Source organism: Sandaracinobacter sp. T42 (assembly GCF_059115405.1).
In genome coordinates, this window is the sequence record NZ_CM181101.1 from 1905392 (window position 1) to 1921723 (window position 16332).

Annotated in this window: 13 protein-coding genes; 6 read left to right on the forward strand and 7 right to left on the reverse strand. The window is 67.0% G+C overall.

All coding sequences use genetic code 11. From position 1 onward, the window contains the following. The first annotated feature begins 98 nt into the window (after positions 1–98). A complete protein-coding gene (locus ACW9TV_RS09250; RefSeq protein ID WP_494303193.1) occupies positions 99–1538 on the forward strand; it encodes an aldehyde dehydrogenase family protein in 1440 nt (479 codons plus the stop codon). A 13-nt stretch (positions 1539–1551) separates the two neighbouring features. Further along, complete coding sequence (locus tag ACW9TV_RS09255; protein WP_494303194.1) at positions 1552–2376, forward strand: metallophosphoesterase; 825 nt, start codon at positions 1552–1554, stop codon at positions 2374–2376. A 39-nt stretch (positions 2377–2415) separates the two neighbouring features. Here the strand turns inward: ACW9TV_RS09255 and cysK are convergent, their stop codons facing one another. Continuing rightward, positions 2416–3330, reverse strand: coding sequence for a cysteine synthase A (cysK, locus tag ACW9TV_RS09260; protein WP_494303195.1), 915 nt, complete (start codon positions 3328–3330; stop codon positions 2416–2418). Positions 3331–3341: 11 nt separating this feature from the next. Then, positions 3342–4595, reverse strand: coding sequence for an MFS transporter (locus ACW9TV_RS09265; RefSeq protein ID WP_494303196.1), 1254 nt, complete (start codon positions 4593–4595; stop codon positions 3342–3344). A gap of 168 nt (positions 4596–4763) precedes the next feature. Between ACW9TV_RS09265 and ACW9TV_RS09270 the strand changes: the two genes are divergently transcribed. Continuing rightward, positions 4764–6917 carry a PQQ-dependent dehydrogenase, methanol/ethanol family gene (locus ACW9TV_RS09270; protein WP_494303197.1) on the forward strand — a complete coding sequence of 718 codons (2154 nt, stop codon included), beginning with the start codon at positions 4764–4766 and terminating at the stop codon, positions 6915–6917. A gap of 46 nt (positions 6918–6963) precedes the next feature. On the opposite strand, the gene ACW9TV_RS09275 is transcribed toward ACW9TV_RS09270, so the two are convergent. Continuing rightward, positions 6964–8508, reverse strand: coding sequence for a winged helix-turn-helix domain-containing protein (locus tag ACW9TV_RS09275; RefSeq protein WP_494303198.1), 1545 nt, complete (start codon positions 8506–8508; stop codon positions 6964–6966). A 165-nt stretch (positions 8509–8673) separates the two neighbouring features. Between ACW9TV_RS09275 and ACW9TV_RS09280 the strand changes: the two genes are divergently transcribed. After that, complete coding sequence (locus ACW9TV_RS09280) at positions 8674–9831, forward strand: ScyD/ScyE family protein (RefSeq protein ID WP_494303199.1); 1158 nt, start codon at positions 8674–8676, stop codon at positions 9829–9831. Positions 9832–9944: 113 nt separating this feature from the next. On the opposite strand, the gene ACW9TV_RS09285 is transcribed toward ACW9TV_RS09280, so the two are convergent. The 4 genes from ACW9TV_RS09285 to ACW9TV_RS09300 are packed head-to-tail and all read right to left on the reverse strand — an operon-like array spanning position 9945 to position 14258. Beyond that, entirely contained in the window at positions 9945–12266 is a 2322-nt protein-coding gene (locus ACW9TV_RS09285) for an ATP-dependent helicase (protein ID WP_494303200.1), read from the reverse strand. Positions 12267–12287: 21 nt separating this feature from the next. Next, positions 12288–12827, reverse strand: coding sequence for a 16S rRNA (guanine(966)-N(2))-methyltransferase RsmD (gene rsmD / locus ACW9TV_RS09290; protein ID WP_494303201.1), 540 nt, complete (start codon positions 12825–12827; stop codon positions 12288–12290). A 2-nt stretch (positions 12828–12829) separates the two neighbouring features. Continuing rightward, positions 12830–13789: a pseudouridine synthase gene (locus tag ACW9TV_RS09295; RefSeq protein ID WP_494303202.1), complete on the reverse strand. Its 960-nt coding sequence runs from the start codon at positions 13787–13789 to the stop codon at positions 12830–12832. After that, positions 13782–14258, reverse strand: coding sequence for an Lrp/AsnC family transcriptional regulator (locus tag ACW9TV_RS09300; RefSeq protein ID WP_494303203.1), 477 nt, complete (start codon positions 14256–14258; stop codon positions 13782–13784). Before ACW9TV_RS09300 ends, ACW9TV_RS09295 begins: the two co-directional genes overlap by 8 nt. A gap of 164 nt (positions 14259–14422) precedes the next feature. Here ACW9TV_RS09300 and trxB point away from each other — a divergent pair, with 164 nt between their 5' ends. Then, on the forward strand, positions 14423–15379 hold the full coding sequence (trxB, locus tag ACW9TV_RS09305; protein ID WP_494303204.1) for a thioredoxin-disulfide reductase: 957 nt from the start codon (positions 14423–14425) through the stop codon (positions 15377–15379). 21 nt (positions 15380–15400) lie between these two features. Further along, positions 15401–16309, forward strand: a complete 909-nt coding sequence (locus ACW9TV_RS09310; protein WP_494303205.1) for a LysR family transcriptional regulator — start codon at positions 15401–15403, stop codon at positions 16307–16309. Positions 16310–16332 lie beyond the last annotated feature (23 nt).

Below are 16332 nucleotides of genomic sequence, written 5' to 3' on the forward strand. Positions count from 1 at the left end.
CAGCCGCCCCGCTGCCAAGACGACCCCCTCTTTGTTGGGCGTTTTCGCGGGCCGCTACAGGCCCTACATCAAGCCCCGCACAAGTTTGGGAGAGTGACATGCGCGAGGCACTGAAATTCTACATCGACGGCCAGTGGGTCGATCCCGTCAACGGCGTGAAGCCGCTCGATGTCATCAACCCGGCCACCGAACAGCCGATGGGCCGCATCGCGATGGGCTCTGCCGCGGATGTCGATCGCGCCGCGAAAGCCGCCTATGCCGCCTTCGAAAGCTTCGGCCGCACCACCCGCGCGGAACGGCTGGATCTGCTGGGCGCAATCGTGACCGAATATCAGAAGCGCTATGCCGACATCGCCGCTGCCATCACCGAGGAAATGGGCGCCCCCGCCTGGCTCGCCACCCAGTATCAGGCCGGCCTTGGCGCCGCCCACTTCCAGACGGCGATGGCCATCCTGAAGGATTACCGGTTCGAGGAAGACAGGGGCACCACCCACCTCGTGAAGGAACCGATCGGCGTTTGCGGCTTCATCACACCCTGGAACTGGCCGATCAACCAGATCGCCTGCAAGGTGGCCCCGGCCATCGCCACCGGCTGCACCATGATCCTGAAGCCATCGGAAGTGGCCCCCTTCAACGCCATCCTGTTCGCGGAAGTGATGCACGCAGCCGGCGTTCCCAAGGGCGTCTTCAACCTCGTCAATGGCGATGGTCCCGAAGTCGGCGCCGCCATCTCCAGCCATCCGCTGATCGACATGGTCAGCTTCACCGGCTCCACCCGCGCCGGCATCGAGGTGGCGCGCAATGCCGCGCCCACGGTGAAGCGCGTCAGCCAGGAACTGGGTGGCAAATCCCCGAACATCGTGCTGGACTCGGCCGATCTCGCAACGGCCGTCGGCGGCGGCATCCAGTCGATGATGCTGAATTCGGGCCAGAGCTGCAACGCGCCCACGCGCATGTTCGTGCCGCGCCCCAAGATGGAACAGGCCAAGGCGATCGCAAAAGCCGCAGCGGAAGCGATTACGGTTGGCGATCCCAACGGCAACAGCGTGATCGGCCCTGTCGTCTCCGAAGTGCAGTTCAACAAGATCCAGGCGCTGATCCAGAAGGGCATCGACGAAGGCGCAACCCTCGTCGCCGGCGGTCCGGGCCGTCCGGAAGGGCTGGAAAAGGGCTATTATGTGAAGCCCACCGTCTTTGCCGATGTCACCAACGACATGACGATCGCGCGCGAGGAAATCTTCGGTCCCGTCCTCGCCATGCTGCCGTATGACACGCTCGAGGATGCCATCCGCGAAGGCAATGACACGGTCTATGGCCTCGCCGCCTATGTGCAGGGTCCGGAAGACGAAGCGCGGCAGGTCGCGCTGCGGCTTCGGGCCGGGCAGGTCAACATCAACGGCGCCGCCCCCGATTTCATGGCGCCCTTCGGCGGCTACAAGCAATCCGGCAACGGCCGCGAATGGGGCGATCATGCCTTCACCGAATTCCTGGAAGTGAAGGCGGTGCTGGGATGGAGCCAGGCGCAGGCCGCCGAATGACAACGGCAGCCGGATGAAGCTTGCAGCGCGGGCGCTGGGCGTCTGTCTGGCGCTCGCGCTGGGCTTCATCGGCTGGGGCTATTGGGGGGCGACCCGCGCGGCCGTCATCGTGCGGCACGAATATGTGCTGAAGGGGCTGCCGCCGGGCACGCGCCTGACGGTCCTGCTGTTCTCGGATACGCACTACGGCCGGCCCGACATGCCGGCCGAACGGCTTGCGTCGATCGTCGCCCAGGCCAATGCGCTGAAGCCGGATCTGATCCTGCTCGCGGGCGATTACATCGGCGGGAAGGGGCTCGATGCCGGCAGCCGCCCGCATCTGGAACCCGCCGTTCGCCCCTTCGCTGCGCTGTCCGCGCCGCTCGGTGTGTTCGCGGTGCTCGGCAATCACGACAACGGGAAATGGGGCCCCATCGTCTTCGCCGCCCAGCCGGGGCCCCGCCTGCTGGTCAACGAACAGGTCGATGCGGGCCCGCTTTTGATCGCGGGCGTCAACTCCACGATGCACGGCGCGGATCTCCACGCCGCACTGAAGGATCTGCCGCCGCGCAAGCCGCTGCTGCTGCTGCGCCACGAGGGCGATTCCCTCGCCTACGACAGGCCCCCACCCGGAAGGTCGGTGCTGGCGCTCGCGGGCCACACCCATGGCGGTCAGATCCTGCTGCCGTTCCTCGGCTCGCCGGGGGAATGGAGGCTGGGCGAGCCGCTGTGCCGGCGCGGCTTCTGTCAGCTGAACGGATGGCCGCTCCTCGTCACATCCGGGGTCGGCACCAGCTGGCTGCCGCTCCGCATCAATGTCCCGCCTGAAATGGTCCTCCTCACCCTCGTCGCCGGATGAAGCCGCCCGGCGACAGGGGCTGACGCCGGGCGGGGCCGGTCACTCCGGCAGGAAGTCCGGCACGCTCAGATAGCGCTCGCCGGTATCATAGTTGAAGCCCAGAACCTTGGCGCCAGCCCCCAGCTCGGGCAGCTTCTGCGCGATCGCCGCCAGCGTCGCGCCGGATGAAATGCCCACCAGCATCCCTTCCTCACGCGCGGCGCGGCGGGCCATCTCCTTGGCGTCGTCCGGGGCCACCTGGATCACCCCGTCCAGCAGCTGCGTATGCAGATTGCCGGGAATGAAGCCCGCACCGATGCCCTGAATCGGGTGTGGCGAAGGCTGGCCGCCCGAAATCACCGGGGACAGCGTCGGTTCCACCGCGAACACCTTCAGGGTGGGCCACTTCGCCTTCAGCGCCTGCGCGACGCCGGTGATGTGGCCGCCGGTGCCCACGCCGGTGATGATGGCGTCCAGGCCTTCGGGGAAGTCGTTCAGGATCTCCTGCGCCGTGGTCCGCACATGCACCGCCACATTGGCCGGATTCTCGAACTGCTGGGGCATCCACGCGCCGGGCGTTTCCGACACGATTTCCTGCGCGCGGGCGATCGCGCCCTTCATGCCCTTTTCGCGCGGCGTCAGGTCAAAGCTTGCGCCATAGGCCAGCATCAGCCGGCGCCGCTCCAGGCTCATGCTTTCCGGCATCACCAGGATCAGCCGATAACCCTTCACGGCGGCCACCATGGCCAGACCGATGCCGGTGTTGCCGCTCGTCGGCTCCACGATGGTGCCGCCCGGCTTCAGCGCGCCCGTGGCTTCCGCATCCTCGATCATCGCCAGGGCGATCCGGTCCTTGATCGATCCGCCGGGGTTCTGCCGTTCGCTCTTGATCCACACGTCGGCGCCGGGAAACAGCCGCGCGACCCGAATGTGCGGCGTGTTTCCGATTGTTTCCAGAATGTTGGCAGCGCGCATCGGTCTCTCCTTCAGTCTCTCAGATTTTCCGGCACGTCCAGCCGGTCGGCATCCCTCAGCTCCGGGAACAGCCGCGCCCACAGGATCGTCACGATCAGGGCCAGCACACCCCCGCCCACGGTCGCTGCGACGGGCCCGATCGCGGCCGCCATCACCCCGGCGCGGAATTCCCCCAGCTCGTTGGAGGCGCTCACGAACAGCAGGGATACGGATGAAACCCGCCCCCGCATCGAATCCGGGGTGTGCAGCTGGATCAGGCTGGATCGCACATACACCGAAACCATGTCCGCCGCACCCAGCACCACCAGGCTCGCGATCGAAACCCACAGGATCGTCGAAAGCCCGAAGGCCACGGTCGCCAGCGCGAACAGCCCCACATTCACGAACATCTTCTGTCCCACGCGCCCGCCCAGCGGGTTGCGCGTCAGCCAGAAGGCGACCAGCGCCGCCCCCAGCGCGGGTGCGGCCCGCAGCCAGCCCAGCTCCGCCGGCCCCACGTGCAGGATGTCGCGGGCATAGATGGGCAGCATCGCCGTCGCCCCGGCCAGGATGACCGCGAACATGTCCAGCGAAATGGCTCCGAACACGATGCGGTTGCCCCGCACATAATCCAGGCCCTCCTTCACGGCGGAAAGCCCCTTCGCCCCGGTCGAGCGCGGCAGCTCCACCGGCGGAATCCGGAACAGGGCGATCAGCGAAGCTGTCAGCAGGGCCGCGGCCAGCCAGTAGGGCAGGGCGGGGTGAAGATCATAGCTGATCCCGCCCAGCACCGGCCCCAGCACCGCGCCGGCCTGCCAGCCGATCGAATTCCAGGCGATTGCGGTGGGCAGCACATGCGAAGGCACAAGGTTCGGCGCCAGGGCGGACAGCGACGGCGCCGCAAACGCCCGTGCCACGCCAAGTGCAACCGCCACCGCGAACAGCGGCCACAACAGGGTGGATCCGGCCACCGCCAGGGCCCCCAGCGTCAGCGCGCACAGCAGTTCCAGCGTGATCGCGGCCCGCGCGATCACGCGCCGATCCATGCGGTCGGCCACCACGCCCACCACCAGGCTCAGCAGGAACACGGGCAGGAACTGCGCCAGCCCGATCAGCCCCAGCAGGAAGGCCGCCTCGCGGATGGGCAGCGTCTGACGGGCCAGATCATAGACCTGCCAGCCGATCACCACCACCATCATGATCTGCGCCAGCGTCGATCCCAGCTTGGCCACGAAAAAGGCCCGGAAGGCGGGCCATGCGAAGGGTGAGGGGGGCGTATCGTCCACGTTCCGCGGGCTAGCAGGGGCGTCGCCCGCCCTCAAACCCATTTCCGCTTTCCGGGCTGAAATCCGCGCTGCGCGGATCCTTCCTCGCAGTTTGCGAAGGTTCAGGCCCCGGAAGTTCGTGGCAAACACGATCCGATACCGCCCTTGGGAGAGGGCGACTACGGGAGAATGATCTTGATGACCGTCCGCAACCGGGCTTCCGTCCTTGCAATCGCCGCCACGCTGGCGCTGGCCGCCTGCAACCAGAAGGCCGAAGCCCCGGCTGCGCCTGCCGGCCCGCAGGAGGATGTCTTTGCGAAGGCCGGTTCTGCCGCAGCCGAATGGCTCACCTATGGCGGAACCTATGATGAGCAACGCCATTCCAGCCTGACGAAGGTCAGCGCGGAAAACGTCGGCAATCTCGGCGTCGCCTGGACCTACGATCTCAACTCGAACCGCGGGATCGAAGCCACGCCCATCGTCCACGATGGCGTCATGTATGTCACCTCTTCCTGGTCGATCCTCCACGCCATCGATGCGCGCACCGGCAAGGAACTGTGGGTCTATGATCCCGGCGCGGACAAGTCCGTCGGCGTCGATGCCTGCTGCGATGTCGTGAACCGGGGCGTCGCCATCAAGGACGGCGTCCTGTTCCTGGGCGTGATCGACGGGCGGCTGGAAGCGATCGACGCAAAGACCGGCAAGAAGCTCTGGTCGGTGCAGACGGTCGATCGCTCGAAGCCCTACACCATCACCGGCGCGCCGCGCGTGGTGAAGAACATGGTGCTGATCGGCAACGGCGGCGCCGAACTGGGCGTGCGCGGCTATCTTTCCGCCTATGATGTAAAGACAGGCAAGCTGGTCTGGCGCTTCTACACCGTGCCGAACCCCGAAATGAAGCCGGACGGCGCGGCGTCAGACGCCGCCTTCGCGAAGCTCGGCAACGCCAGCTGGGGCAAGACAGGCCGCTGGACCAAGGATGGCGGCGGCGGCACGGTCTGGGATTCGATCGTCTACGATACGAAGAATGATCAGATCATCTTCGGGGTCGGCAACGGCTCGCCCTGGAACGCACAGCTCCGCGATCCGGATGGCAAGGGCGACAATCTCTTCCTGTCCTCGATCGTCGCGGTCGATGCCAACAGCGGCGAATACAAGTGGCATTTCCAGACCACCCCACGCGACAACTGGGATTACACCGCCACGCAGACGATCATCCTCGCGGATCTTCCCCTCGGCGAAGGCGGCGCCCCGCGCCGCGTGGCGATGCAGGCCCCGAAGAACGGCTTCTTCTATGTGGTCGATGCAAAAACGGGTGAGTTCATCTCCGGCAAGGCCTATGTGCCGCAGAACTGGACGACCGGCCTCGATCCCAGCGGTCGGCCCATCGAAACGGCCGAGGCACGGCCTGTCGCCGGCAAGCCCAGTCTGCTCACGCCCGGGCCGCAGGGCGGGCACAACTGGCACCCGATGGCGTTCAATCCGCAGCTGAATCTCGCCTATATTCCCGCGCAGGAATTGCCGCAGGGCTATGCCCCCAAGAAGGCGGCGGATCCCGGCACGAAATGGAACACCGGCTTCGGATTTGAGGATGGGCTTCCCGTCGGGCCCGTGGATGCCGCCGCGCTGAAGGCGATGCGCGCCATGTACAAGGGCCGCCTGATCGCCTGGGATCCCGTGAAGCAGCAAGCCCGCTGGACTGTGGAACTCCCCACCCCCTCAAATGGGGGCGTCCTGTCCACGGCGGCCGGGCTCGTCTTCCAGGGCACGGTTGGCGGCGATCTCGTCGCCTATGATGCCGCCACCGGCAAGCCGCTCTGGCGCGGCAATGTGAAGGGCGGCATCGCAGCGCCGCCGGTCACCTACGAACTCGATGGCGAACAATATGTCGCCGTCGCCAGCGGCTGGGGCGGGGCCTATGCACTGGCGGCCGGCTTCCTGTTCGACAAGGCGATCCAGTCCAACCTCGGTCGCGTCGTCGCGTTCAAGCTCGGCGCGAAGGGCACGGTGCCGGATCACAACCTCATTCCCGTGAACAAGGTGCCGCAGACGGCGAAGTTCGGGGATCAGGCGATGCTCCAGCGCGGCCTTGTCGCCTACAGCCGCAACTGCATGGTCTGCCACGGGCCCATGGCGATCTCGTCCGGCGTCCTGCCGGATCTGCGCTGGTCGCCCATCTCCGGCGATGCCGAAGCCTGGCGCGACGTCGTGATCGATGGCTCGCGCGCATCGAACGGCATGGTCAGCTTCTCCAAGGTGATGACGCCCGCCGATGCGGAAGCCGTCCGCGCCTATGTCGTCGCCCAGGCGCATGGCGCGCCGGATGCGGCAAAGGGCAAATGACGCGACGCCGGATCGTCGGGGCAGGGGGCGGTATAACCTTGCGCCCTCAGACCGGCAGATACCTCCCCGCCATGAAGTCGGGGCGTCTGGCGGAACTTCGCCAGTAACCGGCCAGCCCCGTTTCCTCGCACAAAGGCAGGAAACGGGGGTGGCTGCGCAAGGCCCGGGCGGGCGGCAGGAACAGCACAGAGGTGCCCAGCCGATGCAGCCGGGCCCTGCGTTCCACAGCTGAAAGGCCCGGCTTGCCGGCGTCCCGATACCAGGCCTCGGCCATCGTCATCGCCCGTTCGATGCGCCCAAGCCCGCACAGGCCCAGAATGGCGATCGCATTCGTTCCGCCGCCGAACGGCGCCAGATCCGACAGGGCGGTTTCCGCCACCTCGATACGATCCGCCCGCCTCGATTCCATCGCCTGAAAGCTCAGCCGCATCGCGTTCAGGATGCGCGAAGGCGCCCGCTGCTGCGCCTGAAGGCGGTCCACCCTGTTCACCGCCTCGCCCATCCGCCCGGCAAAGCCGAGCAGCCATGAATGAAGCAGATCCGACGCGTCCCTTCCGGACTGTCCGGCCTGCCAGGCCTCTGCCGCCGCCAGCGCGTCCGTCACCCCGTTCGTCGCCCACAGGGCCTGGATCCGCCTGGCGGCCGCCCCGCGATGCGCCGGATACGCCCGCAGCAGCGCCCCGGAAATCTCCAGGGAATCCGCCATCCGTCCAACAGATGCCGTCAGTTCGCCCATGCCGGCCCGCGCGGCGACATTCTCCGGCGCAACGTCCAGCGTCTGCGTCAGCCGCGCTTCCGCTGCATGCCAGTCCCCGAACAGGGGCGGCAGCAGGGCCAGCGCGGCCAGTGCATCGCCCTGCACCCGTTCCAGCGCCAGCGCGTGCCGTGCAGCCCCGCGCGCACCGGTTTCGGCATCGCCCAATGTGCCGGCAGGCGATGTCCGCGCGATCGCCTGCCAGCAAAGGGCCAGCAGACCCCAGGCATCGGCGCTCTCCGGGTTCAGCGCCAGTGCACGCTCCAGAATCCCCCTTGCGGTATTTTCCGCGCCATGATCTCGGATCAGAAGTCGTTGCCGCGCTTCGAAGACCAGCATGTCCGCACGCATCGAATGGCGCCAGCCCGCCGCCAGCCAGCCCGTCCCGCCCAGCGCGGCAAGCGCGGCGGACCAGCCGATCAGTCGCCTGCGCGAAGGCGCCTGCTGCCCTGTAGGGCGGGCATCCCCCGCAGGCGTCGGGGCGGCATCGGCCGTCGCCAGCCGGTAACCGACCTTCGGCACGGTTTCCACCCGAACGGTCTGCGATGCGGCTTCCTTCAGCGCCCGCCGCAGTCCGGCGATTGCGCGGTTCAGCGAATCCTCGCCAACCAGCAACCCGGGCCAGCAGCGTCCGGTCAGTTCCTCGCGGGGCACCACTTCGCCGCCGCCATCGGCCAGCGCCACCAGCAACTGCATCACGCGTGGTTCGATCAGGAAGGTGCCGGCCGGCCCTGTCAGGCGCCGTGCAGGCGGATCAGCCTGCACGTCCCCCACCGCCAGATGGCGGCTCCTGCCAAGCTCGATCGGCGGTTTCAGCGAACCTGTTGGCGCGTCCACCCGGCCCCCCATGGCTGCCCGTCAGGAAAATATCAGAAAACCATCGGCTGCTCATCATGGAAATGGAGCCGGGGCTGCCGCATCCTTGCCGTGGCCGGGGGTCATTCTGCCGACGTGCGGATGCCGTTGCAGCCACAGTCGGCCCGGCAAACAGGGAGAATGGGCATGATCAGATCCTGTGCGTTTGCTGCAATCCTTGCGGCAGCTGCGGTCGCCTCCCCGGCGACTGCGGCGCATTATGTCTCGAAGGTGATCGCAACGGGCCTGAACAATCCGCGCGGCCTCGCCTTCGGCCCGGATGGCGCGCTCTATGTGGCGGAGGGCGGTTACTATGTCTCTGGCGGGCCCACTGCCGTCACGCCACGCGGCGAAGTGGGCTATATGGAAACCGGCTCGATCACCCGGATTGCAGGCGGGGTCCAGTCGCGCATCCTCAGCGGCCTCCCGTCCAGCGGGCTCACGAACGGAACCGATGTCGGCGGCCCGAACGACATCGTCTTCACCCCTGACGGCGTCGGCCATGTCCTGATCGGATTGGGCATGAACCCGGCGATCCGCGCGGCCGAATTCGCGCCCGTCGGCAGCAATCTCGGCCGAGTCTGGTCCTTCATGCCCGGCCCGCTCGCCGCGGGCGCGGATATCTCCGCCTATGAACTGGCGAACAACCCGCTCGGCGGTGCGGTCGATAGCAACCCGTTCCACATGGCGGCCATCGGCAACGATCTCCTTGTCACCGATGCGGGCTCCAACACGTTGCTCAGGGTGGATCGCACGAACGGCACGGTTTCGCTCGTCGCTGCCTTTCCCGGCCGCTTCATCGGCCCGCCGGTTCCTTCCAGCGATGCTGTCCCCACCGGCGTCACCGTCGGGCCGGATGGGAATTTCTACGTCGCCGAACTCACAGGCTTTCCGTTCACGCCCGGCGCCGCCCGCATCTATCAGGTCACGCCCGCGGGCGTCGTGACGATCGCCTATGAAGGCTTTACCACCATCACCGACATCGCCTTCGGCAAGGATGGCAGCCTCTATGTCCTTCAGGCGGATTCGAACGGTCTGGCAACACCGGGCGGCAGTGGTCAGCTGATCCGGGTCGGCCCCGGGGGCAAGCGCAGCACTGTGCTCGAAGGACTGGTGGTGCCGACGGGGCTGGAAATCGGCGCCGACGGCAAGCTCTATGTCAGCAACTTCAGCCCGGTGGCCGGCATCGGCCAGGTGCTTGCAATCAGCTATGTGCCGGAACCCGCAAGCTGGGCCATGCTGATCACGGGGTTCGGCATCATCGGCGCGGCCCTGCGGCGCAAGGTGCGGGCCGTTACTGCCTGAATCGGCGAATTGCGTGGAACATCTCCTTCATTTCCAACATGTTAACCATGCAAGTGGTTGAAAACGCAATGTAGGATGATGTTCCACGTGGAACAACCAATGTGGTTATTCAATCAGGCGGGGTCTACGAAACTGTCCAGAACCATCTTCAGGCCCGCGGAATCGAAGTCGATTTCCAGCTTGTTGCCGTCCTGCCCCTTCACCGTGCCCATGCCAAACTTGGAATGATGCACGCGGGCGCCGATCCCGATGTCGTCCCGGGCGGCCCCGCCCACGGTCGAGCTCAGCGGCCGGGCGTTGATCGTCACGGCGCGGCGTGCGGTCGAACGATCCAGCCCGCCTGAAGACGGCGCGCCAGAGCGCCATTCCCCGGACCGCGCAGCCGCCCGTTCCCAGCCGGGCCCGCGCCCGCTGCCCCTCTCCACATCGCCGAAGGGATCGCGCTGGTCCAGTGCGGCGCGCCACAGGCTTGCGCCGCCCGTCAGGGTCGATTCCAGGGTCACATGCGCGTCGGGCAGTTCGTCCAGGAACCGGCTGGGAATGGCGCTTGTCCATTGCCCGTAGATCCGACGGTTGGCGGCATGCAGGATGGTCGCGCGCCGCCGGGCGCGGGTGATGCCAACATAGGCCAGCCGCCGTTCCTCCTCCAGCGCGGCGGCGCCATTCTCGTCCAGCGCGCGCTGGCTGGGGAACAGCCCCTCTTCCCAGCCGGGCAGGAAAACATGATCGAACTCCAGACCCTTGGCGGCATGAAGGGTCATCATCGTCACCTTGGCTTCCACGTCAGAGCGGTCATTCTCCATCACCAGCGCCACATGCTCCAGGAACGCCTGAAGGTCGGTGAACCCCTCCATCGCGCGCACCAGCTCGGCCAGATTGTCCAGCCGACCGGCGGATTCCGCGCCCCGATCGGCTTCCAGCATGGCGATATAGCCGGATTCCTCCAGCACCAGCTGCGCCAGCGCCGCCTGATCCAGGCTTGTCATCTGATCCCGCCAGCGGCGGATGCCCGCCAGAAATTCCGCCAGCGCCCGGCGGGCTGCGGGGGGCAGTTCTTCGGTTTCCACCAGCTGCTGCGCGGCGGCGGGCAGCGTCAGTCCGGTCGCCCTCGCATGGGCCTGGATCTTCGCCTGCGCCTTGTCGCCCAGGCCCCGCTTCGGAGTATTCACGATCCGCTCGAACGCCAGCGCGTCGTCGGGCTGGGCGATCAGCCGCAGATAGGCCAGCGCGTCGCGAATCTCGGCCCGTTCATAGAATCGGAAGCCGCCGACGATGCGATAGGGCAGGCCGATGGATATGAACCGGTCCTCGAACTCCCGCGTCTGGAAACTGGCACGCACCAGGATGGCGATCTCGGTCGGCGGGGCGCCTTCACGCAGCAGCCGTTCGATGCGCTCGCCCACCAGCCGGGCTTCCTCCGGCCCGTCCCAGATGGCGACGACATTCACCTTTTCCCCGGCGTTCAGCTCGGTCCACAACGTCTTGCCCAGCCGGCCCTGGTTGTTGGCGATCACATGCGCTGCGGCGGCCAGGATGTGTGGCGTGGATCGGTAATTCTGCTCCAGCCGGATCACCTTCGCGCCGGGAAAATCCTTTTCGAAGCGCAGGATGTTGGCGATTTCCGCGCCCCGCCAGCTGTAGATGGACTGGTCGTCATCGCCAACGCAGCAGATATTGCCTTGCCCGCCCAGGCTGCGCGCGGCCAGCAGTGTCAGCCAGCGATACTGGGCGGCGTTGGTATCCTGATATTCATCCACCAGCGCATATCTGAAGCGCTTCTGCCAGTCAGCCAGCACGTCGGGGTGGTCTTCGAAGATGCGGATCATGTGCAGCAGCAGGTCGCCGAAATCGGCGGCGTTCAGCTGCTTCAGTTCGGCCTGATAGCGGGCGTACAGATCCGCTCCGCGGCCGTCGCCGAAAGCGAATGATTCCCCCTTGGGCACCTGATCGGGCCGTAGCGCCTTGTTTTTCCACCGGTCGATCAGGCCGGACAGCTGGCGGGCGGGCCAGCGTTTTTCATCAAGCCCGGCATCGAGGATGATTCGCTTCAACAGGCGCAGGACATCATCCGTGTCGAGGATGGTGTAGTTGGACCTGAGGCCGACCAGTTCGGCATGGCGACGCAGCATCCGCGATGCGATGGAGTGGAAGGTGCCGACGAACGGCATGCCCTCGGATCGTGGCCCCAGCAGCTGGGCCAACCTGTGCCGCATTTCGGCGGCGGCCTTGTTGGTGAAGGTGACGGCCAGGATCTCCGACGGCCAGGCCCGGCGTTCATGCAGGATCTGGGCGAGCCGGGCGGTCAGCGCGCGGGTCTTGCCGGTGCCCGCGCCGGCCAGCACGAGGACAGGGCCGTCGAGTTGGGTCGCGGCTTCGCGCTGGGGCGGATTCAGCCCCCTGAGCCAGGGGGGATCTTGGGATGGGAGACTAGCCATGGACGAGAACAGATAGCGAACTCAGGCGTCGGCGCGCAACAGATGAAGTTGCGCCTTGCCGACGGGGCGGGTGGCATCCAGGGTGAATCCGGCCGGTTCGACGACCTCGTCACGCGCGGTTTCGATGCTGACCCATGTATGCGGTGCGATCCAGCCCATCGTCCGGGCAGAGGCAAGGGCAGGGGCCCAAAGCCCTTCGCCATAGGGCGGATCGAGGAAGATCAGATCCGCCGGACCCTTCGCGGGGGGTGGGGCGGCTGCGTCGTGCGCGAGCAGCCGCGCATTGGCGCCGAGTTTTCGGATGTTCGCTTCGATCGCCTTGCGGGCGGCAGGTGCGCGTTCGACGAGGAAGGCCTGTTCCGCCCCGCGCGACAGGGCCTCCAGCGCCAGCGCGCCGGAACCGGCGAACAGGTCCAGCACGGTCAGCCCCTCGAAGCTGCCGAGGCGGCTTGTGAGCATGGAAAACAGCGTTTCGCGCGTCCGGTCCGCTGTGGGGCGGGTTTCCGCGCCCGCCGGGGCTTCCAGCGGGCGGGAGCGCCAGGCGCCTGCGATGATGCGCATGCCTAACCCTCCCGACGAGGGGTGCGAATGAGGCTGCGCTTCAGGTTGGCGACCATCGGGCCCGGGACTTCCTGCACGCCCCGCGCGACGAGATCGCCCAGGTGGAAGGGGCCGTAGCTGGTGCGGATCAGCCGGCTGACCTTAAGGCCCATCGCTTCGCAGAGTTTGCGGACTTCACGGTTCTTGCCTTCCGTCAGCGTCATCGTCAGCCAGATATTGGCGCCGTCCGCGCGGGCCCGCCGATCCACCGAGGCATCGACCGGACCATAGTGCATGCCATCCAGCGTGACGCCCAGCGCCAGCGCCTCCAGATCCTGCTGCCGCACTTCGCCCAGCGCGCGAACGCGATAGGTGCGCGGCACGGCATTGGCGGGCAGTTCCAGCGCGCGCTTCAGTTCGCCGTCGTTGGTGAGGAGGAGCAGACCTTCGGTGTTCATGTCCAGCCGGCCGACCGGCACCAGCCGGGGCAGGCTCTGCGGCAGGGCATCATAGATGGTGGGGCGGCCGCCCGGATCCCGCGCGGCGGTGAGGAATCCCGACGGCTTGTGGAACAGGAAGATGCGGGTGACATCGGCTTCGGCGACGGGCTTGCCATCCACCGTGACGCCTTCGAGCGACTTCAGGATGGTGGCCGGGGTTTCCAGCACCTGCCCGTTCAGCGCGACACGGCCTTCCGCGATCATCCGTTCGATATCCCGGCGGGAACCGACACCGGCGCGGGCGAGGAGCTTGGCGATGCGATCACCGCTGCCGGGCGCCTTGGCCGCGCCCGGGGGCGGTGCGGTGCGCGCGACACGGGCGGCCCGGCGACCGCCGGGTGCCGCCCGTGCGGAGGCGGTCGGGCCGGACGGCCCGCGCCCGCCGGGGCCGCCAGGCCGCCTTGGCCCGCCGGAGGCGCCCGGCCGGCCGGGCTTGCGTGGGCGGCCGGGGCCGGTGCTGCGGGGAGGGCGGCCCTCAGCCATCGACGGGGACGCCGATCTGCGATTTGGACGTGCGGATGGTGAGGGAGGTTTTCACGCTGGCCACATTTGGCGCGCTAGTGAGATGTTCGGTGAGGAAGGCCTGGAAGCTGGGCAGATCGCGCGCGACGAGCTTCAGGATGAAATCAATCTCTCCGTTCAGCATGTGGCATTCGCGCACCTGCGGCAGGCCGGCGACATGGGTTTCGAACGCGCGCAGATCGGATTCGGCCTGGCTTTTCAGGCTGACCATGGCGAAGACGGTGATCGGCCAGCCCAGCGCATCGGGCGAGAGATCGGCGTGATAGCCCTTGATCACGCCCGCTTCCTCGAGCGCGCGGACACGGCGGAGACAGGGCGGGGCGGTGAGCCCGACCTTCTGCGCGAGATCCACATTCGTCATCCGGCCGTCGGCCTGGAGATGGGCAAGGATGTCCCGATCGATCTGATCGAGTTGGTGGATGCGGCTCATGTGCAGCTTCATTCTCCGAAATCGGGTGTTTGCTATAGGATTGTTGCGCACGCACGCAAGGGCCTTGCGACGAACGGATTGCATTTGCCACCAGGCGGTGCCGGCCCGTCACAACTTGCGCATGGGGGAAGCGCCGCCTAAGTCAGCCGTGAAAGGATATTCATGTGAGTGACGTCAGGCGCACGAAGCTGCTGATCATCGGCTCGGGGCCGGCCGGCTACACCGCAGCCGTCTATGGCGCAAGGGCCATGCTGGAACCGGTGCTGGTGGAGGGACTGCAACCCGGTGGTCAGCTGACCATCACCACCGATGTGGAGAACTGGCCCGGCGAAACGGCGATCATGGGGCCGGAGCTGATGGCGAAACTGCGCGCGCAGGCCGAGCATGTGGGCACGCACATCATTTCCGATATCGTGGCCGAAGTGGATTTTTCCCGGCGGCCGTTCCGTGCGGTGCTGGACGGCGGCGAGGTGATCGAGGCCGAGACGGTGATCGTGGCGACCGGCGCCAGTGCGCGCTGGCTGGGGCTGGAGAGCGAGACCCGCCTGCGTGGCAAGGGTGTTTCGGCCTGCGCCACCTGTGACGGCTTCTTCTTCCGCGGCAAGCATGTGGCCGTGGTGGGCGGCGGCAATACCGCCGTTGAGGAAGCGCTTTTCCTGACCAATTTCGCCAGCAAGGTGACGCTGATCCATCGCCGCGACGAACTGCGGGCCGACAAGACCAACCAGCAGCGTCTGTTCGCCAATCCGAAGGTGGAGATGGTGTGGAACGCCACTGTTTCCGAGGTGACCGGCACCGATGGTGTTTCCGGGCTGGTGCTGACGGACATGGTGACGGGCGAGACGCGACCGCTGGCGGTGGATGGCCTGTTCGTGGCGATTGGCCATGAGCCGGCCACCGCCCTGTTCCGGAACCAGCTGGCGATGGACGAAGAAGGCTATGTGCTGGTGACGCCCGGAACGCCGGTGACGAGCGTACCCGGCGTGTTCGCGGCCGGTGACGTGACCGACAAACAGTATCGGCAGGCCGTGACGGCGGCCGGGATGGGCTGCATGGCGGCGCTGGAGGCGGAGCGCTTCCTGGCGCATCAGGCCCATTCGCCGCAGCAGCAAGCGGCCTGAGCGCCCGGCGAGAGGGGATTTATGCCGATCGACTGGGACAAGCTGAGGCTGTTTCACGCCGTTGCCTCCGCGGGCAGCTTCACCGAGGGCGCCCGGCGGCTGAAGCTGTCGCAGCCGGCGCTGAGCCGGCAGGTGATCGCGCTGGAGGAATCGCTGGGCGCCAAGCTGTTCCATCGCCATGCGCGCGGCCTTGCGCTGACGAACGAGGGCGAGCAGCTGCGATCGACGACCAGCCGGATGGCCGAGGAGATCGAGCGGACGCGCAGCAGCATCGAAGCGACGCGCAACCGGCCGACGGGCGAGATCAAGCTGACGACGACGGTGAGTTTCGGATCCTCCTGGCTGCCGGTTCAGCTGAAGGATTTTCTGGACATGTACCCGGACATCCGGGTGAGCCTGATCCTGTCTGACGAGGAGCGGGATCTTGCCCGCGCCGAGGCCGACTGCGCGGTGAGGTTCCACAAGCCGCACCAGGCCGATCTGATCCAGCGCCCGCTGGCTTCCATCCGGCACCGCCTGTGCGCATCGGAAGCCTATCTGGCGGCGCATGGCGAACCCAGGACCCCCGCCGACCTGCTGAACCACCGCATGATCGCCTATGGGCCGGAAGCGCCGGCCTATCTGCGCAGCATCAACTGGGCGCTGGAACTGGGGCATGACGGGCCGCCGCGCGAGCCCGCACTGACGGTGAACAACAGCTTCGGGGTGTTGCAGGCGGTGGAGGCGGGCGCCGGGATCGCGGCGCTGCCATCCTATCTGATCCGCCATTCGGGCAAGGTGAAGGTGCTGCTGCCGGAGCTGCAGGGGGCCGTGTTCCAGACCTATTTCGTCTATTCCTCGGAACTGAGGGGGTCGGTGCGGGTCGCGGCGCTCAGGGATTTCCTGATCGACCGGATGACGCCTGCCAACCTGGGCGACCTGATCCGGTGAGGCGGGTGGCGGCGTGAACTGAG